This is a genomic window from Entomohabitans teleogrylli (assembly GCF_001484765.1).
Lineage (GTDB): Bacteria > Pseudomonadota > Gammaproteobacteria > Enterobacterales > Enterobacteriaceae > Entomohabitans > Entomohabitans teleogrylli.
Window position 1 is genome coordinate 154,119 of record NZ_LLXO01000013.1, and the last position, 21,311, is coordinate 175,429.

General features: G+C 60.2%; 21 protein-coding genes. 16 read left to right on the plus strand and 5 right to left on the minus strand.

The annotated features are described in order from the left end of the window. Positions 1-10 precede the first annotated feature (10 nt). From nuoI to nuoN, 6 genes are all read left to right on the plus strand, one after another. The gene (gene nuoI, locus AQ981_RS16170; RefSeq protein ID WP_058912774.1) at positions 11-553 is read left to right on the plus strand and encodes an NADH-quinone oxidoreductase subunit NuoI; all 543 of its coding nucleotides are present in this window, start codon (positions 11-13) and stop codon (positions 551-553) included. A 10-nt stretch (positions 554-563) separates the two neighbouring features. Beyond that, on the plus strand, positions 564-1,115 hold the full coding sequence (nuoJ, locus tag AQ981_RS16175; protein WP_058912775.1) for an NADH-quinone oxidoreductase subunit J: 552 nt from the start codon (positions 564-566) through the stop codon (positions 1,113-1,115). Further along, complete coding sequence (gene nuoK, locus AQ981_RS16180) at positions 1,112-1,414, plus strand: NADH-quinone oxidoreductase subunit NuoK (RefSeq protein WP_058912776.1); 303 nt, start codon at positions 1,112-1,114, stop codon at positions 1,412-1,414. The genes nuoJ and nuoK overlap by 4 nt, the downstream gene beginning before the upstream one ends. Next, a complete protein-coding gene (nuoL, locus tag AQ981_RS16185; RefSeq protein WP_058912777.1) occupies positions 1,411-3,249 on the plus strand; it encodes an NADH-quinone oxidoreductase subunit L in 1,839 nt (612 codons plus the stop codon). Before nuoK ends, nuoL begins: the two co-directional genes overlap by 4 nt. A 211-nt stretch (positions 3,250-3,460) precedes the next feature. After that, positions 3,461-4,990, plus strand: a complete 1,530-nt coding sequence (gene nuoM / locus AQ981_RS16190; RefSeq protein ID WP_058912778.1) for an NADH-quinone oxidoreductase subunit M — start codon at positions 3,461-3,463, stop codon at positions 4,988-4,990. A 6-nt stretch (positions 4,991-4,996) separates the two neighbouring features. Beyond that, positions 4,997-6,454, plus strand: coding sequence for an NADH-quinone oxidoreductase subunit NuoN (nuoN, locus tag AQ981_RS16195; RefSeq protein WP_058912779.1), 1,458 nt, complete (start codon positions 4,997-4,999; stop codon positions 6,452-6,454). Between the two features lie 55 nt (positions 6,455-6,509). On the opposite strand, the gene rnz is transcribed toward nuoN, so the two are convergent. Next, positions 6,510-7,424 (minus strand): ribonuclease Z, encoded by a 915-nt coding sequence (rnz, locus tag AQ981_RS16200; RefSeq protein ID WP_058912780.1) that lies wholly within the window; start codon positions 7,422-7,424, stop codon positions 6,510-6,512. 125 nt (positions 7,425-7,549) lie between these two features. Here rnz and AQ981_RS16205 point away from each other — a divergent pair, with 125 nt between their 5' ends. The 8 genes from AQ981_RS16205 to menE all read left to right on the plus strand — a co-directional run bounded on the left by AQ981_RS16205 (position 7,550) and on the right by menE (position 15,509). Beyond that, complete coding sequence (locus AQ981_RS16205) at positions 7,550-7,999, plus strand: GNAT family N-acetyltransferase (RefSeq protein WP_058912781.1); 450 nt, start codon at positions 7,550-7,552, stop codon at positions 7,997-7,999. A gap of 69 nt (positions 8,000-8,068) precedes the next feature. Further along, positions 8,069-8,380, plus strand: a complete 312-nt coding sequence (elaB, locus tag AQ981_RS16210; protein ID WP_058912782.1) for a stress response protein ElaB — start codon at positions 8,069-8,071, stop codon at positions 8,378-8,380. A 120-nt stretch (positions 8,381-8,500) separates the two neighbouring features. Continuing rightward, positions 8,501-9,778 carry an isochorismate synthase MenF gene (menF, locus tag AQ981_RS16215; protein ID WP_058912783.1) on the plus strand — a complete coding sequence of 426 codons (1,278 nt, stop codon included), beginning with the start codon at positions 8,501-8,503 and terminating at the stop codon, positions 9,776-9,778. A gap of 94 nt (positions 9,779-9,872) precedes the next feature. Further along, on the plus strand, positions 9,873-11,543 hold the full coding sequence (menD, locus tag AQ981_RS16220; RefSeq protein ID WP_058912784.1) for a 2-succinyl-5-enolpyruvyl-6-hydroxy-3-cyclohexene-1-carboxylic-acid synthase: 1,671 nt from the start codon (positions 9,873-9,875) through the stop codon (positions 11,541-11,543). Further along, entirely contained in the window at positions 11,540-12,313 is a 774-nt protein-coding gene (menH, locus tag AQ981_RS16225; protein ID WP_058912785.1) for a 2-succinyl-6-hydroxy-2,4-cyclohexadiene-1-carboxylate synthase, read from the plus strand. Before menD ends, menH begins: the two co-directional genes overlap by 4 nt. Before the next feature lie 9 nt (positions 12,314-12,322). Beyond that, positions 12,323-13,180: a 1,4-dihydroxy-2-naphthoyl-CoA synthase gene (gene menB / locus AQ981_RS16230; protein ID WP_058912786.1), complete on the plus strand. Its 858-nt coding sequence runs from the start codon at positions 12,323-12,325 to the stop codon at positions 13,178-13,180. Then, positions 13,180-14,145 carry an o-succinylbenzoate synthase gene (gene menC, locus AQ981_RS16235; RefSeq protein WP_058912787.1) on the plus strand — a complete coding sequence of 322 codons (966 nt, stop codon included), beginning with the start codon at positions 13,180-13,182 and terminating at the stop codon, positions 14,143-14,145. Before menB ends, menC begins: the two co-directional genes overlap by 1 nt. After that, a complete protein-coding gene (gene menE / locus AQ981_RS16240) occupies positions 14,142-15,509 on the plus strand; it encodes an o-succinylbenzoate--CoA ligase (RefSeq protein ID WP_058912788.1) in 1,368 nt (455 codons plus the stop codon). Before menC ends, menE begins: the two co-directional genes overlap by 4 nt. A 182-nt stretch (positions 15,510-15,691) precedes the next feature. On the opposite strand, the gene AQ981_RS16245 is transcribed toward menE, so the two are convergent. Genes AQ981_RS16245 through AQ981_RS16255 form a run of 3 tightly spaced genes read right to left on the minus strand, consistent with a single transcriptional unit; the run spans position 15,692 to position 18,642 of the window. Further along, positions 15,692-17,206 carry a tripartite tricarboxylate transporter permease gene (locus AQ981_RS16245; protein WP_058912789.1) on the minus strand — a complete coding sequence of 505 codons (1,515 nt, stop codon included), beginning with the start codon at positions 17,204-17,206 and terminating at the stop codon, positions 15,692-15,694. Positions 17,207-17,217: 11 nt separating this feature from the next. Then, the gene (locus AQ981_RS16250; RefSeq protein WP_058912790.1) at positions 17,218-17,649 is read right to left on the minus strand and encodes a tripartite tricarboxylate transporter TctB family protein; all 432 of its coding nucleotides are present in this window, start codon (positions 17,647-17,649) and stop codon (positions 17,218-17,220) included. A 12-nt stretch (positions 17,650-17,661) separates the two neighbouring features. Further along, on the minus strand, positions 17,662-18,642 hold the full coding sequence (locus AQ981_RS16255; RefSeq protein WP_058912791.1) for a Bug family tripartite tricarboxylate transporter substrate binding protein: 981 nt from the start codon (positions 18,640-18,642) through the stop codon (positions 17,662-17,664). Positions 18,643-18,795: 153 nt separating this feature from the next. Between AQ981_RS16255 and tctD the strand changes: the two genes are divergently transcribed. Then, positions 18,796-19,470, plus strand: coding sequence for a transcriptional regulator TctD (gene tctD, locus AQ981_RS16260; protein WP_058912792.1), 675 nt, complete (start codon positions 18,796-18,798; stop codon positions 19,468-19,470). Next, on the plus strand, positions 19,457-20,941 hold the full coding sequence (locus AQ981_RS16265) for a sensor histidine kinase (protein ID WP_058912793.1): 1,485 nt from the start codon (positions 19,457-19,459) through the stop codon (positions 20,939-20,941). The genes tctD and AQ981_RS16265 overlap by 14 nt, the downstream gene beginning before the upstream one ends. Here AQ981_RS16265 and nudI read toward each other — a convergent pair. Beyond that, positions 20,865-21,290 carry a nucleoside triphosphatase NudI gene (gene nudI / locus AQ981_RS16270; protein ID WP_058912794.1) on the minus strand — a complete coding sequence of 142 codons (426 nt, stop codon included), beginning with the start codon at positions 21,288-21,290 and terminating at the stop codon, positions 20,865-20,867. The genes AQ981_RS16265 and nudI overlap by 77 nt on opposite strands. Between the last annotated feature and the right edge of the window lie 21 nt (positions 21,291-21,311).

Sequence of the window (21,311 nt, forward strand, 5' to 3'; positions counted from 1 at the left end):
TGAATAAACCATGACCTTGAAAGAATTAGTGGTGGGTTTCGGCACCCAGGTGCGCAGTATCTGGATGATAGGCCTGCATGCCTTCGCCAAACGTGAAACCCAGATGTATCCGGAAGAGCCGGTCTATCTGCCGCCCCGTTACCGCGGGCGTATTGTTCTGACCCGCGACCCGGACGGCGAAGAGCGCTGCGTGGCCTGTAACCTGTGCGCGGTGGCCTGCCCGGTGGGCTGTATTTCGCTGCAAAAAGCTGAAATGAAGGATGGTCGCTGGTATCCGGAATTTTTCCGCATCAACTTTTCGCGCTGCATTTTTTGCGGCCTGTGCGAAGAGGCGTGCCCGACCACGGCGATTCAGCTTACCCCGGACTTCGAACTGGGCGAGTTTAAACGCCAGGATCTGGTGTATGAAAAAGAGGACCTGCTGATTTCCGGCCCGGGTAAATATCCGGAGTACAACTTCTACCGGATGGCGGGGATGGCAATCGACGGCAAAGATAAGGGCGAGGCGGAAAACGAAGCCAAACCTATCGACGTCAAAGGCCTGTTACCTTAAGGAGTCAGGAATGGAATTCGCTTTTTATGTTTGCGCCCTTGTGGCCGTCCTGACCACCCTGCGGGTGATCACCCATACCAATCCGGTGCACGCTTTGCTGTATCTGATTGTTTCGCTGCTGGCGATCTCCGGGGTGTTCTTTGCGCTCGGCGCCTATTTCGCCGGTGCGCTGGAGATAATCGTGTACGCCGGGGCCATCATGGTGCTGTTTGTGTTCGTGGTGATGATGCTCAACCTCGGTAACTCGATTGTCGAGCAGGAACGCGAATGGCTCAAACCACAACTGTGGATTGGGCCTGGCATCCTGTCCGCGCTGCTGCTGGTGGTGATGGTTTACGCCATCCTCACTCTCAACGATCAGGGCATTGAAGGTAATGTCATTGACGCGAAACAGGTCGGTATTACGCTGTTCGGTCCATATGTTCTGGCCGTTGAGCTGGCCTCAATGCTGCTGCTGGCCGGTCTGGTGGTGGCCTTTCATATCGGGCGTGAAGACCGCAAGGGCGAAGTGCTCAGCAACCGTCCGGATGACGCCAAAAGAAAAACCGAGGAGCGCGTATGATCCCGTTACAACATGGACTGATCTTCGCCGCTGTCCTGTTTGTCCTTGGACTGACCGGGCTGGTGATCCGTCGCAACCTGCTCTTTATGCTGATTAGCCTTGAGATCATGATTAACGCCGCAGCGCTGGCGTTCGTGGTGGCCGGCAGTTACTGGGGGCAGCCGGACGGTCAGGTGATGTATATCCTGGCGATTAGCCTTGCCGCCGCCGAAGCCAGTATTGGCCTGGCGCTGCTGCTACAGCTTCATCGTCGTCGCCAGAATCTGAATATCGATTCAGTAAGTGAGATGCGCGGATGAATCTGCTCGCTTTAACTATTCTTTTGCCGCTGCTTGGCTATGTGCTGCTGGCATTTTCCCGCGGTCGCTGGTCGGAAAATCTGTCCGCTACCGTTGGCGTCGGGTCCGTGGGGCTGGCGGCGTTGGTTACTGCTTACGTCGGTATCGATTTCCTGAATCACGGCCGCCAGGCGTTTACCCTGCCGCTGTGGACCTGGATGTCGGTGGGTAATTTCAATATCGGTTTTAACCTGGTGCTGGACGGCTTGTCGCTGACCATGCTGTCAGTGGTTACCGGCGTTGGTTTTCTGATCCACATGTTCGCCTCCTGGTATATGCGCGGTGAAGAGGGCTATTCGCGCTTCTTTGCTTATACCAACCTGTTTATCGCCAGCATGGTGATTCTGGTGCTGGCGGATAACCTGCTGCTGATGTACCTCGGCTGGGAAGGGGTAGGGCTGTGCTCGTACCTGCTGATCGGGTTCTACTATACCGATCCGAAAAACGGCGCCGCGGCGATGAAGGCTTTCGTGGTCACCCGCGTCGGCGACGTGTTCCTCGCCTTTGCGCTGTTTATTCTCTACAACGAGCTGGGCACCCTCAACTTCCGGGAGATGGTCGAACTGGCGCCGGCGCACTTTGCTGACGGCAACCAGATGCTCGGCTGGGCGACGCTGATGCTGCTGGGCGGCGCGGTAGGTAAATCGGCGCAGTTGCCGTTGCAGACCTGGCTTGCCGATGCGATGGCGGGGCCGACGCCGGTTTCGGCGCTGATCCACGCCGCCACCATGGTGACCGCCGGGGTCTATCTGATAGCCCGTACCCATGGCCTGTTCCTGATGACTCCGGAAGTGCTGCATCTGGTCGGGATTGTCGGGGCGGTTACTCTGGTGCTGGCGGGTTTCGCGGCGCTGGTGCAGACCGATATCAAACGCGTGCTGGCCTATTCCACCATGAGCCAGATTGGCTACATGTTCCTGGCGCTCGGCGTGCAGGCGTGGGATGCGGCGATTTTCCACCTGATGACCCACGCGTTCTTTAAAGCGCTGCTGTTCCTCTCTTCGGGGTCGGTGATTCTGGCCTGCCACCATGAGCAGAACATCTTCAGGATGGGCGGTCTGCGTAAGTCGATTCCGCTGGTGTATATCTGCTTCCTGGTGGGCGGCGCCGCGCTGGCTGCGCTGCCGGTAGTGACGGCGGGCTTCTACAGTAAAGATGAAATTCTCTGGGGTGCGGCGGCCGGCGGCCACCATTACCTGATGCTGGCGGGTCTGGTTGGGGCGTTCCTGACTTCGGTATACACCTTCCGCATGATTTTCATCGTCTTCCATGGTGAAGAGAAGATCCACGCCCATGCCGGGAAAGGCATTACCCATCATCTGCCGCTGATTGTGCTGTTGGTGCTGTCTACTTTTGTCGGGGCGCTGATTACGCCGCCGCTGGCGGGTGTGCTGCCGGAAAGTCACTTCGGCCATGACGGTAAGATGGCGCTGGAGGTCACCTCCGGGGTGGTGGCGATTATCGGTATTCTGATTGCCGCAGGGCTGTGGCTGGGCAAACGTCGCCTGGTGGCGGCCGTTGCCGACAGCGGGCCGGGCCGTCTGCTCAGCACCTGGTGGTATAACGCCTGGGGCTTTGACTGGCTGTACGACAAAGTGTTTGTTAAGCCGTTCCTCGGCATAGCCTGGCTGCTGAAAAGCGATCCGCTGAATGCGCTGATGAACATTCCTGCGCTGCTTTCCCGCCTCGCCGGACGCGTTCTGGTGCTGAGTGAGAACGGCTATCTGCGCTGGTATGTGGCATCAATGAGCATCGGCGCCGTAGTGGTGCTGGCGCTGCTGATGGTACTGCGCTGAGTTGGCAGGAATTGAAGTGAATTTTCTCTTGTGAGAATGCGTTAAAAATCAGGTTCGGAAGGACAGGCGTTATCGGCGAAGCCAGACTGGGCGCCGCCTGCGCGCAGCAACCGCAGCGTACTGGAATACGTGAGGATTGCGAGCGCAGCCGGGGTTCAGTATGGCGAGTAAGATAGCCTGAGCCGGACTTTTACAAGGAATAATGACGGTCATGTTATTACCCTGGTTAATACTAATACCCTTCATCGGCGGATTCCTCTGCTGGCAAACTGAGCGTTTCGGCGTCAAGGTGCCGCGCTGGATAGCGCTGATTACGATGGGGCTGACGCTGGCCCTCTCCCTGCAGCTCTGGTTGCAGGGCGGGTACTCTCTGACCCAGGCGGCCGGTTTGCCGCAGTGGCAGTCCGAATTTATCCTGCCGTGGATCCCGCGCTTTGGCATCAGCATTCATCTGGCCATCGACGGTTTGTCGCTGCTGATGGTGGTGCTGACCGGTCTGCTTGGGGTGCTGGCGGTACTCTGCTCCTGGAATGAGATTCAAAAATATCAGGGCTTTTTCCACCTCAACCTGATGTGGATCCTCGGTGGGGTCATCGGCGTCTTCCTGGCCATCGACCTGTTCCTGTTCTTCTTCTTCTGGGAGATGATGCTGGTACCGATGTACTTCCTGATTGCGCTCTGGGGCCATAAAGCCTCTGACGGGAAGACGCGTATCACCGCCGCCACTAAATTCTTCATCTATACCCAGGCCAGCGGTCTGGTGATGCTGATCGCCATTCTCGGCCTGGTGTTTGTACACTACAACGCGACCGGGGAGTGGACGTTCAACTACCAGCAACTGCTGAAAACCCCGATGTCCCATACCGTTGAGTGGATGCTGATGCTCGGCTTCTTCATCGCTTTCGCGGTGAAAATGCCGGTGGTGCCGCTGCACGGCTGGCTGCCGGATGCGCACTCCCAGGCGCCGACCGCGGGTTCCGTCGACCTGGCGGGGATTTTGTTGAAAACCGCGGCTTACGGCCTGCTGCGCTTCTCGCTGCCGCTGTTCCCGAACGCCTCCGCCGAATTTGCGCCGATCGCTATGTGGCTGGGGGTTATCGGTATTTTCTACGGCGCCTGGATGGCCTTCACGCAGTACGATATTAAACGTTTGATCGCCTATACCTCAGTCTCCCATATGGGCTTCGTTCTGATCGCCATTTATACCGGTAGCCAGTTGGCCTACCAGGGGGCGGTTATCCAGATGATCGCCCACGGTCTGTCCGCCGCCGGTCTGTTTATTCTCTGCGGTCAGTTGTACGAACGTCTGCATACCCGCGATATGCGTCTGATGGGCGGGTTGTGGAGCAAGATTAAATGGCTGCCGGCGCTGTCAATGTTCTTTGCGGTCGCCACCCTCGGGATGCCGGGCACCGGTAACTTTGTCGGCGAATTTATGATTCTGTTTGGCAGCTACCACGTCGTGCCGGCCATTACGGTTATCTCCACCTTCGGTCTGGTGTTTGCTTCAGTCTATTCGCTGGCGATGCTGCATCGCGCCTATTTCGGCCAGCCGAAGAGCGACGCCGCCAGTCAGACGTTGCCGGGGCTGTCGCTGCGCGAAGTGTCGATTATTCTGCTGCTGGTGGTGCTGCTGGTGCTGCTCGGTTTCTACCCGCAGCCGATTCTGGATACCTCGCATTCAGCGATGAGTAATATCCAGCAGTGGTTTACCAGTTCAATTTCAACTACAAGGCCGTAATTCGCCATGACAATAACTCCTCAACAACTGATCGCGCTACTGCCGCTGTTGATCGTCGGATTGACGGTGGTGGTTGTGATGCTCTCCATTGCGTGGCGACGCGACCACTTTATTAATGCCACGCTGTCGGTCATTGGTCTGAACGCGGCGCTGCTGTCGCTGTGGTTTGTCGGCCAGGCGGGGGCGATGGACGTCACGCCGCTGATGCGGGTAGACGGCTACGCCATGCTGTACACCGGTCTGGTGCTGCTGGCGAGTCTGGCGACCTGCACCTTTGCCTATCCCTGGCTACAGGGCTACAACGATAACCGGGAAGAGTTTTATCTGCTGGTCCTGATTGCCGCGCTGGGGGGGATTCTGCTCGCCAACGCCAATCATCTGGCGGCGCTGTTCCTGGGTATTGAACTGATTTCGCTGCCGCTGTTTGGCCTGGTGGGCTACGCCTTCCGCCAGAAGCGTTCGCTGGAAGCCAGTATTAAATACACCATCCTGTCCGCCGCGGCCTCGTCGTTCCTGCTGTTCGGTATGGCGCTGGTGTATGCCGAATCCGGCGATCTGTCGTTTGTCGCGCTCGGCAAGAGCCTGTCGGATCACATGCTGCATGAGCCGCTGCTGCTGACAGGGCTGGGGCTGATGATTGTCGGCCTGGGCTTTAAACTGTCGCTGGTTCCGTTTCACCTGTGGACCCCGGACGTTTACCAGGGCGCCCCGGCGCCGGTTTCCGCCTTCCTCGCGACCGCCAGTAAGATTGCTATTTTCGGCGTGGTGATGCGCCTGTTTCTGTATGCCCCGCTGGGCAATAGCGAAGCGGTACGCGTGGTGCTGGGGATTATCGCCTTTGTCTCCATCATCTTCGGTAACCTGATGGCCCTGGGTCAGAGCAACATCAAACGTCTGCTCGGTTACTCGTCGATTTCTCATCTTGGCTATCTGCTGGTGGCGTTGATTGCGCTGCAAAGCGGTCAGATGTCAATGGAAACCGTCGGGGTATATCTGGCGGGCTATCTGTTCAGCAGCCTTGGCGCTTTCGGGGTGGTAAGCCTGATGTCCAGCCCGTACCGCGGACCGGATGCCGACTCGCTGTTCTCCTACCGCGGTCTGTTCTGGCATCGACCACTGCTGTCGGCGGTAATGACGGTGGTCATGCTGTCGCTGGCCGGTATTCCGATGACGCTGGGCTTTATCGGTAAATTCTATGTACTGGCGGTGGGCGTGCAGGCGCAACTGTGGTGGCTGACGGCGGCAGTGGTGATTGGTTCGGCGATTGGCCTGTACTATTACTTGCGTGTGACGGTAAGTTTGTACCTCAATGCGCCGCAGCAGCTTAATCGCGATACCCCCTCTAACTGGGCGTTCACCGCAGGTGGCGTGGTGGTACTGATTTCCGCGCTGCTGGTGCTGCTGTTAGGGGTCTGGCCGCAGCCGCTGATTAGCCTGGTGCAGATGGCGCAGCCGCTGATGTAATATCCGCATGCTGTGATGCTAAAAACCGCCTGAGAGTTTGGCGGTTTTTGCATTTTTACAGCGTCAGATGGCAGAAATCCGCCGCCAGTTCGCTGGCCGGGAAGATGGCCTGACACTCAGCCAGCAGGCGCTGGCAGCCCGCCAGATCGTAGCGTGAACTGAAATGAGTCATTACCAGCCGACCGACATTGGCCTCACGGGCCAGCATGGCGGCCTGCGCCGTAGTGGAGTGACCGCGGCTATTGGCTTTTTCCGCCATGGCGGCTTCCAGGGTCGTTTCGTGGACCAGCAGATCGACATCTTTTGCCAGCGCCAGCGCCGCCGGGGTTGGCGCGGTATCGCCAAAAATCGCCAGTGATTTGCCTTTCTGCGCCGCCCCCAGGTAGTCGGCGCCGTCAATCATCCGGCCATCCTCCAGTTGTACCGCTTCGCCGCGCTTGAGGCGCTGGAACAGCGGACCAGGCGCCACGCCGGCCTGCATCAGCGCGGCGGCGTCCAGGGTACCCGGACGCTCGGCTTGTTCAATCCGGAAACCAAAACTGAGTAGCGGATGGTTAAGCGCCCGGGCGCTGACCTTTAACTGGCCGTCGTCAAAAATTACCCCTTCGCCGATCTCCGTGATTGCCAGCGGGTAGCCGGTCCAGGAGCCGCTGATCTGCAGGGCCATTTCTACAAACGCTTTAATGCCCGGCGGACCGTAGATGTCGAGCGGCGCCGGGCTGCCGGCCATTGAGCGGCTGCACAGCAGGCCGGGCAGGCCAAAAAGATGATCGCCGTGCAGGTGAGTAATAAAAATCTTTTCGATTTTTCCCGCGCTGAGCGGGCTGCGCAGTATCTGATGCTGGGTCGCCTCTCCGCAATCAAACAACCACCACGCCGCAGATTGATCGCGTGGATTCAGCGCCACGGCGCTGACATTACGTTCCGTGGTTGGAACGCCGGCGGATGTGCCCAGAAAAAACAATTCCATGAAAATCTCTCCCGGCTAATGACAAAAATACCTGCCCGTGTCCCACAATAACCAGTGCGGTTCTGGCTGACAATTGCCGGACGCCTGCGGGTATACTGTTAACCCGGATCAACAAGGAGACTTTCATGATTGACTGGCAGGATTTACACCATGCGCAGCTCACGGTGCCGGCGCTGTATGCGGTACTGCAACTGCGCAGCGCGGTATTTGTGGTGGAACAACAGTGTCCCTATCAGGATGTCGACGGCGACGATCTGTTGGGTGATAATCGCCACCTGCTGGGCTGGCGCGACGGCTCACTGGTGGCGTATGCGAGAATTCTGAAAAGCGCCGATGAAAATCAGCCGCTGGTGATTGGCCGGGTGATCGTCGATAGCCGCGCCAGAGGGGAAAAGCTCGGCTACCAGTTGATGGAGCGGGCTCTGGCAAGCTGCGCCCGCCACTGGCCTGAACATAGCATTTATCTTGGGGCGCAGGCCCATTTACAGCCGTTCTATAGTCATTTCGGCTTTGTCGCGGTAACCGGGGTATATGACGAAGACGGGATCCCGCATATCGGTATGGCCAGAGGATGAGGGGGCGCAGCAAGCGCGGATCCTGGTCTATAGTTACCAGACCACTTTTTTCTGACATGGAGAACGGTTATGTCTGCGAATTCACGACACTATGCTGCGGAGCTGGACGACGATCTGACATTATTAAGTGAAACCCTTGAAGAAGTGCTGCGCTCGTCCGGCGATCCGGCGGACCAGAAATATATTGAGCTGAAAGCGCGCGCCGAAGAGGCGCTGAACGATGTCAAAAAGCGCCTCAGCCACACTTCCGATCGCTACTATTACCGGGCAAAAAGCGCCGTCTATCGGGCGGATGATTATGTCCATGAAAAACCCTGGCGGGGAATTGGCGTCGGGGCGGCGGCGGGTCTGGTGTTGGGGCTGCTGCTGGCGCGTCGCTGATACGCATTGACCCACGGCGCCGCTGTGGGTTTGCTGAAAAATCTTACCCAATGGGTGGGATTTTTTTTTGCCTGACTAAACACGTATAATCCAGGGTTTTTCCGGGATACCGAGGTTAATGTGAACGCCGTTGATGCCGCGCTACACCACCTTCTTCAGGCGCTGGAGCAACCGCCTGCCGATTCTGCGGCGCTGTATACTCTGTCGGTACCCGTCTCGCTGTGCGATGGCGTTGATCCGCTGGCCTGGCTGGCCGCGCAGGCGATGTGGCCGCAGTTCTACTGGCAGCAACGCGACGGCGATGAAGAGCTGGCGGCGCTGGGGGCGGTAACGCGCTTTGATTCACTGCCGGCGGCGCAGGATTTTCTCCGACACTCTCCCGGCGCTCAGCAGAGCCGTATCTGCGGTCTGAATGCCTTCGATCCGGCGCGTGGCGCGCTGTTTTTACCGCGCCTGCTCTGGCTGCGCCAGGGCGACAGCGCGACGCTGACGCTCACATTAAAGCCGGGAGAACAAGCGGCATGCCGGGCGCTTCTGGGGGCGCTCCGGCCCGCGCAGCCGCTGCCGGCGCTGCGCCGCGACATCCGCCAGGAAAACCACTTTCCCGGTGAAGCGGCGTGGTGTGAACTGGTGCAGTTAGCTACCCGTACTATTGCGGGCGGCGCGCTGGATAAAGTGGTACTGGCCCGGGCCAGCGACTTACAGTTTTCCCGGCCGGTTGACGCGGCGGCGCTGATGGCGGCCAGCCGCCAGGTTAATCTGCGCTGCTATCATTTTTATATGGCCTTCGATGCCCGCGAAGCGTTTCTCGGTTCCTCGCCGGAGCGTCTGTGGCGGCGTATCGGCGACGAGCTGCGTACCGAAGCGCTGGCGGGCACGGTGGTCGGCGACGATGACGATCGCCGGGCGCAGCAACTCGCACAGTGGCTGCTACAGGATGATAAAAACCAGCGTGAAAATATGCTGGTGGTGGAGGATATCTGCCAGCGCCTGCAGGGTAACGTCGCGTCGCTCGAGGTGTTGCCCGCCCGGGTGCTGCGGCTGCGTAAAGTCCAGCACCTGCGGCGCTGTATCTGGACCCGGCTGGCTGAGCCGGACGATGCGCTGTGTTTACATCTGTTACAGCCGACGGCCGCCGTCGCCGGACTGCCGCGCGATGTGGCCCGGCGCTTTATCGCCGCGCATGAACCGTTCGGGCGCCAGTGGTACGCCGGGTCTGCCGGTTATCTTTCCGGTCCGCGCAGCGAGTTCTGTGTGGCGCTGCGCTCGGCGCAGGTCAGTCAGCATCATGTCAGGCTGTATGCCGGCGCCGGTATTGTCTCCGGTTCCGATGCGCAGCAGGAGTGGCAGGAAATAAATAATAAAGCTGCGGGACTGCGCTCACTGCTGGTGCCATAGCGGTACAATTAGAGTACTGATTCCCGATACATATCAAAATAACCTTTGCCGTAGCACCTATAATGAGTCGGCAAAATTGACACCGGACAATAGTATGTCGATAAGTGCATTCAACCGCCGCTGGGCCGCGGTCATTCTGGAAGCTTTAGCCCGCCATGGCGTTCGCCACATCTGTATCGCTCCTGGTTCTCGTTCCACGCCGCTGACCCTGGCGGCGGCGGAGAATTCGGCGTTTATCTGCCATACCCATTTTGACGAGCGCGGTCTGGGGCACCTGGCGTTGGGGCTGGCTAAAGCCAGTGGCGAACCGGTGGCGGTGATCGTTACTTCCGGCACTGCGGTGGCGAACCTGTACCCGGCGGTGATTGAGGCGGGATTGACCGGCGAGCGGCTGGTCATGTTGACCGCCGATCGCCCTCCGGAACTGATTGATTGCGGCGCCAATCAGGCGATTCGTCAGCAGGGCATTTTTGGTCCTCATACCGCGGGGGTGCTTAACCTGCCGCGCCCGGCGCAGGATATACCGGCCCGCTGGCTGGTGTCGTCGGTGGATAATTTGCTCGGGGAACTGACGGCTGGCGCGGTACAAATCAACTGTCCGTTTGCCGAACCGCTGTACGGCGAGATGGACGATACCGGTGTGGAATGGCAGCAGGCGCTCGGCGACTGGTGGCAGGCAGAAACGCCCTGGCTGCAAATGGCCCATCAATTACAGCCGGTACAGCGGCGCGACTGGTTTTTCTGGCGCCAGAAGAAAGGGATTGTGGTTGCCGGACGCCTGACGGCGGAGGAGGGCGCGCTGGTGGCGGCCTGGGCGGAAACCCTGGGCTGGCCGCTGATTGGCGACGTTCTGTCCCAGACCGGCCAGCCATTACCCTGTGCCGACCTGTGGTTAAGTAACAGTAAAGCCACGACGCGGCTGGATGAGGCGCGCATTGTGGTGCAGTTTGGCGCCAGTCTGACCGGTAAACGTCTGTTGCAGTGGCAGGCCGCCTGCCAGCCGGAGGAGTACTGGATTGTCGACTCGCTGAACGGGCGGCTCGATCCGGCGCACCACCGCGGGCGGCGCCTGGTTGCACCCATTGGCGACTGGCTGGCGCTGCACCCGGCGGAAAAACGCCCGCCCTGGGCCGCCGATGTGGAGGATTTGTCGGTGGAGGCGCAGCGACAGGCGGCGGCAGCCACGGGCACTTTCGGCGAAGCGCAACTGGCGCAGCGTATCAACGAGTTACTGCCGCATCAGGGGCAGTTATTTGTCGGCAATAGTCTGGTGGTGCGTCTGATTGACGCGCTGGCGCAGTTGCCGCAGGGCTATCCGGTATACAGCAACCGCGGCGCCAGTGGTATTGATGGCCTGATTGCCACGGCGGCTGGGGTACAGCGGGCAACGGCGCGCCCGACGCTGGCGGTGGTTGGCGATCTATCGGCTCTGTACGATATCAACAGCCTGGCGCTGCTGCGCCAGGCGTCGGCGCCTTTTGTACTGATTGTGGTGAACAATAACGGCGGGCAGATCTTTTCAATGCTGCCGACTCCGGTCAGTGAGCGTGAGCGCTTTTACTGCATGCCGCAGAATGTCTCTTTTGATCATGCCGCGGCGATGTTCGGCCTGCCCTGGCATCAGCCGGGCAACCGGGAAACGCTGCAACAGGTGGTGGCGGATGCGTGGCGTCACCCGGGAGCCACCCTGGTGGAGCTGAAGGTTGCGGAACAGGACGGCGCCCGCACTCTGCAAAACCTGGTGGCGCAGGTGAGCCAACTGTGATACTCGCCGCACAGCACCTGCCGGCGCCTGGCAGTGACAGGCCATGGCTGGTATGGCTGCACGGGTTTCTCGGCAGTCGCCGCGAATGGCTGCCGGTGGCCCGCGGCGATTTCGTCCGCTGGCCGCAATTGATTATCGATCTGCCGGGCCATGGCGGCTCGGCCGGCTGTACGGCGCACAGTTTTCAGCAGGTCAGTGAATGGCTGCATAATACGCTGGTTAGTTACAACATACTTAACTACTGGCTGATTGGTTACTCCCTCGGCGGCCGACTGGCGATGTATCACGCCTGCCATGGCGATAGCCGCGGACTACAGGGCATGATCATTGAAGGGGGCAACCCTGGTCTCGCCAGCCCGGCGCTGCGCGAACAACGTCTGCGCGCCGATCGCCACTGGGCGCAGCGGCTGCGCGGCGAACCTGTGGAGCAGGTGCTGGCGGCGTGGTATCAGCAGCCGGTGTTTTCTTCGCTGAGCGATGCGCAGCGTCGCGAGCTGGTGGCCGATCGCCGGAATAATGATCCGCAGGCGCTGGCGGCGATGCTTGAAGCCACATCGCTGGGGCGCCAGCCGGATTTAACCCCGGCGCTGCGTCAACTGGCGATACCGGTTCACTATCTGTGCGGCGAGCGCGATGCTAAATTTCAGGCAATTGCCGCGACGCTGCCGGTACATTCCCATACTATTATGGCGGCGGGCCATAACGCGCACCGGGAACAGCCCGGCGCCTTCGCCCACTGCCTGAACACGATTTTTCGTCAATATCACTAAGGACCAACCATGATCTACCCAGATGAACAACTGCTTTACGCCCCGGTGGAATGGCACGATTGCTCCGAAGGTTACACGGATATTCGCTACCAAAAATCCAGCGATGGTATTGCGAAAATTACCATCAATCGTCCCGAAGTACGTAACGCGTTTCGGCCGCTGACCGTGAAAGAGATGATTAACGCCCTGGCCGATGCCCGTTATGACGACAATATTGGCGTTATTATCCTGACCGGCGCAGGAGACAAAGCGTTCTGCGCCGGCGGCGATCAGAAAATCCGCGGCGATTACGGCGGTTATAAAGATGACTCCGGGGTCCATCACCTGAATGTGCTGGATTTCCAGCGCCAGATCCGTACTTGCCCGAAACCGGTGGTGGCGATGGTGGCCGGCTACTCGATTGGCGGCGGCCACGTATTGCACATGATGTGCGATCTGACCATTGCGGCGGAAAACGCCATCTTCGGCCAGACCGGCCCGAAAGTGGGCTCCTTTGACGGCGGCTGGGGCGCTTCCTATATGGCGCGTATCGTCGGCCAGAAAAAAGCCCGCGAGATCTGGTTCCTGTGCCGCCAGTATGACGCGCAGCAGGCGCTGGATATGGGGCTGGTGAATACCGTGGTGCCGCTGGGGGATCTCGAAAAAGAGACTGTGCGCTGGTGTCGCGAAATGCTGCAGAACAGCCCGATGGCGCTGCGCTGCCTGAAAGCGGCGCTGAACGCCGACTGCGACGGGCAGGCGGGCCTCCAGGAGCTGGCCGGCAACGCCACCATGTTGTTCTATATGACTGAAGAAGGTCAGGAAGGGCGCAACGCGTTTAATCAGAAACGCCAGCCTGATTTCAGTAAATTCAAACGGAATCCGTAATGCGCAGCGTGCAAATCTGGCGCTATCAGCTGCCAATGGATGCCGGCGTAGTGCTGCGCGACAGGCGTCTGAAAGTGCGCGATGGGCTGATCCTGTGCCTGGCCGAGGGCGAACGCCGGGGCTGGGGGGAAATCGCTCCGTTGCCGGGGTTTAGCGCTGAGTCAGTGGAGGATGCCCTCGATGAACTGCTGCGCTGGTGCGAAGCCTGGCGCGACGGCGATTCGCCGCTGGCGGCACAGCAGCCGTCAGTAGCCTTCGGCGTTAGCTGTGCGCTGGCGGAGCTACAGGACACGCTGCCCCAGGCGGCTGATTACCGCGCCGCGCCGCTGTGCAGCGGCGATCCTGATGAACTGTTCGCCGCGCTGCAGGCCATGCCCGGCGAAAAAGTCGCCAAAATCAAAGTGGGCCTGTATGAAGCGGTGCGCGACGGTATGGTGGCCAATCTGCTGCTGGAAGCGATTCCCGACCTCACTCTTCGCCTTGACGCCAACCGGAGCTGGACGCCGCTGAAAGCCCGGCAGTTCGCTAAATACCTTAACCCGCAATATCGCCCGCGTATCGCCTTCCTTGAAGAACCCTGCAAAACGCCGGAACAGTCGCTGGAGTTTGCCCGGGAAACCGCGATTGCCATCGCCTGGGATGAAACCGTCCGCGAACCGGGATTTGTGCTGGAGTCTCTGCCGGAGGTGCGGGCGGTGGTGATTAAACCCACCCTCACCGGGAACCTGCAAACCGTCCGCGAGCAGGTGGCCGAAGCGCAGCGTCTGGGGATGACGGCGGTGATTAGCTCTTCAATCGAATCCAGCCTCGGCCTGACGCAACTGGCGCGTATCGCCGCCTGGCTCACGCCGGGTGTGGTGCCGGGCCTTGATACCCTCTCGCTGATGCAGGCGCAACTGCTGCGCCCGTGGCCGGACAGTTCTCTGCCGCTGTGGGGAACCGATGAGATGGACAGGCTGTTATGACGTTTGCTGACTGGCCGTGGCGCCACTGGCGCCATCTGCGCGGCGGCGAGACAGCGCTGCGCCTGGCGGATGACAATCTGGACTGGCACACCCTGTGCCAACAGGTGGATCGTCTGGCGGCCGGGTTTGCCGCCCAGGGCGTTAGCGAGGGACAGGGGGTAGCGCTGCGGTCGAAGAATAGCCCGCAGGCCCTGCTGAGCTGGCTGGCGCTGTTACAGTGCGGCGCGCGGGTTCTGCCGCTCAATCCACAGTTACCGGATGCGCTATTGTCGTCGCTGCTGGCGGATTTATCGCTGCATTTCGGGCTGGCGCTCAACGCCTCTCCTTTGCCTGATGTTGCGCCGCTGGTTTACGCGCCGGCGGACGCGGCGGTTGATGCCGCGGTGGAATGGCGCGCGGAGCGCCTGGTTTCCATGACCCTGACTTCTGGTTCCACCGGGCTGCCGAAGGCGGCGGTCCACAGTGCGGCGGCGCATCTGGCCAGCGCCCAGGGAGTACTGGCGATGATCCCGCTGGCGCATCACGACAGCTGGCTATTGTCGCTGCCGCTGTTTCATGTCTCTGGTCAGGGGATTCTGTGGCGCTGGCTGTTGGCCGGGGCGCAGCTGGTGGTGCGTGATATGCACCCGTTGGATCAGGCGCTGGCGGGCTGTACCCACGCCTCGCTGGTGCCGACGCAGCTCTGGCGGCTGTTAAACGGCAGCGCAGCGCATCTGGCGCTGAAATCGGTGCTGCTGGGCGGCGCGGCGATTCCGGTGGCGCTGACGCAGGCTGCGCAAGCGCGCGGTATCCATTGCTGGTGCGGCTATGGCCTGACCGAACTGGCCTCCACGGTGTGCGCCAAACGGGCCGATGGCCTGGCGGACGTCGGCGCGCCGTTGCCCGGTCGGGAAGTGCGCATCGTCGATGGCGAGATCTGGATTAAATCAGCCAGCCTCGCCAGCGGCTACTGGCGCCAGGGAGTACTGACGCCGCTGGTCAATGAGCAGGGCTGGTTCGCCACCCGCGACCGCGGCGAGATGCGCGACGGACGTCTGACGGTGCTGGGCCGTAAAGATAATCTGTTTTTCAGCGGCGGTGAGGGGATACAGCCGGAGGAAGTGGAGCGGGTGATTGCCGCCCATCCGGAGGTACGTCAGGCGTTTGTGGTACCGATCGCCGATGCGGAATTTGGTCAGCGGCCGGTGGCTATCGTCGAGTGCGCCGACGACGCGCTGCTGGCGGCGCTGCCGGGCTGGCTGGCAGGGCGGGTGGCGCGCTTCCAGCAGCCCGTGCGCTGGTACCGGCTGCCGGACAGCCTCCGGGAAGGGGGGATTAAAATTTCCCGCCGGGCGCTGAGTCTCTGGGTCGCGGAACAGAAATAATGAGCCGGGCGCTTCGGGAGATGGCTGACAAGCCTCATATCAGTCGTGGACCGGTTGATATCGGCCAATAAAAATAAATAAAATCAATGTATTGAGTTGTGTTGAGAATGATAAGGGAGGAAAAATCACGCATTTCCTCCCTGGTTAATCGTCAGACGGGGCGCATATGCCCCGTCTTTATGTTAACCGGCCTCCGGCAGCGGTTTCTGGCGGCGTTTGCGCCACAATTTCACCAGCGGCGGCATCACAATGACCAGCACCGCCATCAACAGCAAACCCTTCGCCACGCCGCTGCCCCACAGGATCGCCAGCTCGCCGTTGCTGATCGACAGCGCCCGGCGCAGGTTCTGCTCCAGCATCTCTCCGAGCACAAAGCCGAGGATCAGCGGCGACATCGGAAAATGCATTTTACGCAAAATGTAGCCTAACACCCCGAGGCCCACCATCAGCACCAGATCGAAGGTGGTGCTGTGTACCGCATAAACCCCGACGGCGGAAACAGCGGCGATGACCGGCACCAGAAACCACAAAGGAATGGTCAGCATGCGGGTAAACAGGCCGATCAGCGGGATATTCATTACCAGCAGCATCACGTTGGCGATCAACAGTGCGGCGATCAGCCCCCAGACAATATCCGGCTGCTCGGTGAACATGGTCGGTCCCGGCGTAATGTTATACAGGGTCAGGGCGCCCATCATCACCGCCGTGGTGCCGGATCCGGGAACGCCGAGGGTGAGCATCGGAATAAACGATCCGCAGGCGGAGGCGTTATTGGCCGCTTCCGGCGCGGCGACGCCGCGAATATCGCCTTTACCAAAGCTGTCGCTGTTGCCGCTGATTTTTTTCTCCGTCATGTAGGTGATGGCGCTGGCGATGGTGGCGCCGGCCCCCGGCAGAATACCGACAAAGAAGCCGATAACCGACGATCTCAGGGTGGCGCCAGCACACTGGGCGGCCTCTCTGGCGTTAAACAGCATCCGCCCGGTTTTCCGCACCAGAGTCTGGCCGCTGCTGGTGCTTTCCAGCATCAGCAGGATTTCCGAAACCGAGAACAGGCCGATGACCACCACAATAAACTGAATACCGTCGGAGAGATGCACGTTATCAAAGGTGAAGCGGTAAACGCCGGTATTGGCGTCGACGCCGACAGTAGCCAGCCCCAGTCCGATCAGCGCTGACAGGAACGACTTCAGGGGATTCTGCGCCATCATGCTGCCGAGGCAGGCAATGGCGAACACCATCAGGGCAAAGTACTCCGCCGGGCCGAAAGTCAGCGACCACTGGGCCAGCGCCGGGGCGAACAGGATAATGCCTAAAATGGCGATGGTGGAACCGCAGAATGAACTGACGGCGGAGATCGACAGCGCCACCCCGCCGCGTCCCTGGCGGGCCATCGGATAGCCGTCCAGCGCCGTCATGATCGCCGCCGCGTCTCCCGGCACATTGAGCAGAATCGACGAAATACGTCCGCCGTATTCACAGCCGATATACACCGTGGCCAGCAGGATCAGCGCCGATTCCGCCGGCAGATGCAGCGCGAATGCCAGCGGCAGCAGGATCGCCACGCCGTTAATCGGACCCAGCCCGGGCAGCAGCCCGACAATAGTGCCGACAAAGCAGCCGATCAGCGCAATGACCAGATTCTCCGGGGTCATCGCCACCGCAAAACCCTGTGAAAGGTAGATCCAGGTATCCATAGCGTTCTCCGTTAACTGAGCCAGGCGCCGAGCGGCAGGGTGACATCCAGCAGCCGATCAAAGGCGTACCACAGAGCGGCACCCAGCACCGCGCCGGAAATCAGCGCCGCTGGTAGCGTCGCGCCGAACAGCAGACCGAACACCGCGGTGAGCAGGGCGGTGGCCAGCGGAAATCCCAGCCATTCAAAACTGAGGGCGTAAGCCACCAGCACCACCACCATGATCAGTAAACGCAGGAGAATGCGCTGTTGCGGCCACTCCACGCGGTCGGGATGACGCAGTAGCAGGGCCAGGGCGCAGAACAGCATCAGGCCGATGATTCCTAGCGGAAAGGGGCGCGGCCCAACCGGTTCGTAGCTGTATTCGCTGTTAATGTGCCAGGCGACCACCAGCCCTGCCAGGCACAGGGTCAGCCAGATCGCGGCAAAAATACGATCGCTCATGGTCAGTCTCCGCTATTTCGCCAGTCCGAACGCCTTCGCTTTTTCGCGATAGTCGTTAACCTGGGCTTTGACATACTCATCCAGCGCTTTGCCGTTCAGATTGAATTCAAACAGCCCGCGCAGAGAGCGTTGCTTTTTGAACTCGTCGGTCTGCTGGAGTCGGGTAAAGGTATCCACCCACCACTGATAATCGGCATCGCTGACTTTCGGGCCGACATAAAAGCCGCGAATAATCGGCCAGACCAGGTCGTAGCCCTGCTCCCGGGCGGTAGGGACTTGCGCCAGCGCGCCGGGCAGGCGATTTTCCGCGAACACCGCCAGCACCCGCAGTTTATTGCCTTCCAGCCACGGTACCATTTCACTGAGATCGCCGGAGACCGCCTGGACGTGATTACCCATCAGCGCGGTGACCGGTTCGCCGCCACCTTCAAAAGCCACATAACGCATTTTGTGAGGGTCAACGCCGGCCTTCTGAACCAGTAACGCGGTTTTCATCCAGTCCTGGCTACCGATTGAGGCGCCGGCGCCAAACACCACGCTGTTGGGATCTTTTTCCAGTGCGCTCAGCAGATCTTTCAGGGTCTTCCACGGCGCATCGGCGCGTACGGCGATCATGCCGTAATCGGTACCGACACTGGCCAGCCAGCGCACATCGTCAACGCCGTAGCGCCCGAATTTGCCCTGGGAGAGATTGAGCAGCGAGCCGCCGGAAAAGGCCACCACGGTGCCGGGTTCGCCGGGGCGCTGGGCGACAATCGCGTTGTAGGCCACCGCCCCGACGCCGCCGGGCATATAGGTGACGCGCATCGGTTTCTCGATGGCGCCGGTCTCCAGCAGGCTGACCTGAATCAATTTGCAGGTCAGATCGAAGCCGCCGCCCGGTTTGGCGGGGGCGATACATTCAGTACGCGCCGGGGCTTCCGCTGCCGCCACTGAGAACGATCCACACAACAGTGAAGCGAGGGTAATGGTGCTAATGAGTTGTTTTTTCATAAATAATCCTCACGCCGGAACGATAACTAACAGGGAAAAAAGATTTATCATTGTGATTATGTGAAGTACGCTGTAGCGGTTTCGTTGCGTGATTGTTAAAACAGTAACCTTTCATTTTCCTTTCAAGGCCACGGAAAGTTGCCAGGATGTGATATGCGTCTCCTATTAGCGGAAGATAATCGTGAGCTGGCTCACTGGCTGGAAAAAGCGCTGGTGCAAAGCGGTTTTGCCGTTGACTGCGTGTTTGATGGGCTGGGGGCGGACCATTTGCTGCAGAGTGAAAGTTACGCGCTGGCGGTGCTGGATATCGGCATGCCCGGCCTTGATGGCCTGGAAGTGGTGCAGCGGCTACGGCGGCGCGGGCAGACGCTGCCGGTACTGCTGCTCAGCGCCCGCAGCACGGTGGCCGAACGGGTAAAAGGGCTGAATGTCGGGGCTGATGATTATCTGCCGAAACCTTTCGATCCCGAAGAACTGGATGCCCGGCTGCGCGCCCTGTTACGGCGCAGCGAGGGGCAGCTTCATGAGACCAGCCGCCTGGGGGATCTGGAACTGCTGGACGAGGGCTATTTTCGGCTGAGGGAAAAAAATCTCGCTCTGACGCCGCGGGAATGTTCTTTGCTGACGGTACTGATGTACCGCCGCCGCCGTCCGGTGTCCCGCCAGCAGCTGTTTGAGCAGGTTTTTAGCCTCAGCGATGAGGTCAGCCAGGAGAGCATTGAGCTGTATATTCACCGGCTGCGCAAGAAACTCCAGCATAGCAATGTGCGCATTACCACGCTGCGCGGCCTGGGGTATATGCTGGAATGCAGCGATGAAGTGGCGTAAACCGCAGTCGCTGTTTGCGCAGTTGTTGCTGTTCCTCGGCCTGCCGCTGGCGCTGCTGTGGGGGCTGTCGGCATTTAACAGCTATGTCAGCGCGCTGCAGGCGGCGACGCAGGCTTACGATCGCACGCTGCTGTCGTCCGCCCGTACGGTGGCTGAGCGGCTGACGGCGCACAATGGGCATCTGGAAGCCAGCGTTCCGTGGATCGTTCTGGACAGTTTTGAGCTGAATATGAACGATCGTCTGTATTACAAAGTGCTCGATCCCGACGGGCGGGTGATTTCCGGTTATGACGATCTGCCGGCGATGCCGCCGGCAACATCGCGCACCACGCTCTATCCGGCGCTGGCGTGGTTTTATCACACCCGTTATCGCGGCCAGGCCATTCGCGTAACGCGGCTGTTGCAGCCGGTCAATGAAGGCGGCGTGTTCGGTATGGCGGAGATCTATGTGGCCGAAACCCTGCAATCCCGGCGTCTGTTGGCCTGGAATCTGCTGTTCTCATCGCTGTTTACCCAGGGGGTTCTGGTGCTGCTGGCGCTGATTCTGGTGGCATGGCTGCTGCGTCGGGTGCTGACGCCGATGCGCCAACTGTCGGCGATTATGGTTCGGCGCGATCCGGCGCTGCTTACGCCGCTGCCGGAACTGCTGCCATGGTCGGAAACCCGGCTGTTAATCGTGGCTTTTAACCGCTATATCGATCGGTTGCGCGGCATGATTGCCCGCCAGGCGCGCTTCAGCGCCGATGCTTCTCACCAGCTTAAGACGCCGCTGGCGGTACTGAAAACCCAGGTATCGGTCGCGCTGGCCAGCGATGATCCGCAGCGCTGGCGCGAGAGTCTGCTGGGGATGCGCGCCACCCTGGATAACACGATTCAGGTAACGGAACGGCTGCTGCTGCTTTCGCGCCTGCGTCAGCCGGAGCCGGGAGATGAACGGCGATTTACGCGCTGCGATCTGGCGGCGATCGCCCGGACATGCTGTTTTTCGCGTCTTGCGATGGCGCGCAGTAAGGAGATCGATCACGGTTATGAAGGGGAGCAGCAGGCGGTGTGGGTGCCGGGGGATGACGTTCTGCTCGGGGAACTGTGCGCCAATCTGCTGGATAATGCCCTGAAATATACCCCGCACGGCGGCGAGGTGACGATTCGGGTGACATGTGATGCGCAGCAGGCCGTCCTGGAGGTCGAAGACAGCGGGCCGGGTATCGACGCCGGGATGGTTCACCAGGCGCTACAGCCCTTTCACCGGCTGGAGAATGCCGCGGCGCATTCCGGCGCCGGCCTTGGTCTGGCGCTGGTGCGCGATATTGCCGCCTGGCACGACACCCGGCCCGAGCTACTGAAAAGCGCGGCTCTTGGCGGGTTGCTGGTTCGGGTGCGATTTGCCCTGGCGGCTACAGCAGGCCCTTCAGCGTCAGGGTCTGACGGGTCGCGGCATTTAAATCATAGTTTTTCAGATCGCCAGGGCTGACCCAGGCGTAATCCTGAAACTCGTCGTTCAATACAATGTCGCGGTTGGCGCTGGTGCAGTCGAAAATCAGGTAGATCATATACACCTCTTTGCGGGTGCCGTCCGGCCAGGTCTTGGTGCGGATATCGTCGCTGAAGGTCCATGGCGTGATGCGGGTCAGCGCTAACTGCGGGCCCAGCTCTTCGCGAATTTCGCGGCGCAGCGCCTCTTCAATCCGTTCGCCTGGTTCAACGCCGCCGCCGGACAGCGCCCACTGGCCGGGAAAGACGCCCCGGTCATCGGCCATTTTACACAGCAGATACTGACCCTGATTTTCAATTAACGGACAGACAATTACCCGACGTTGCATAGCGCCACTCCCTGAAAGAAA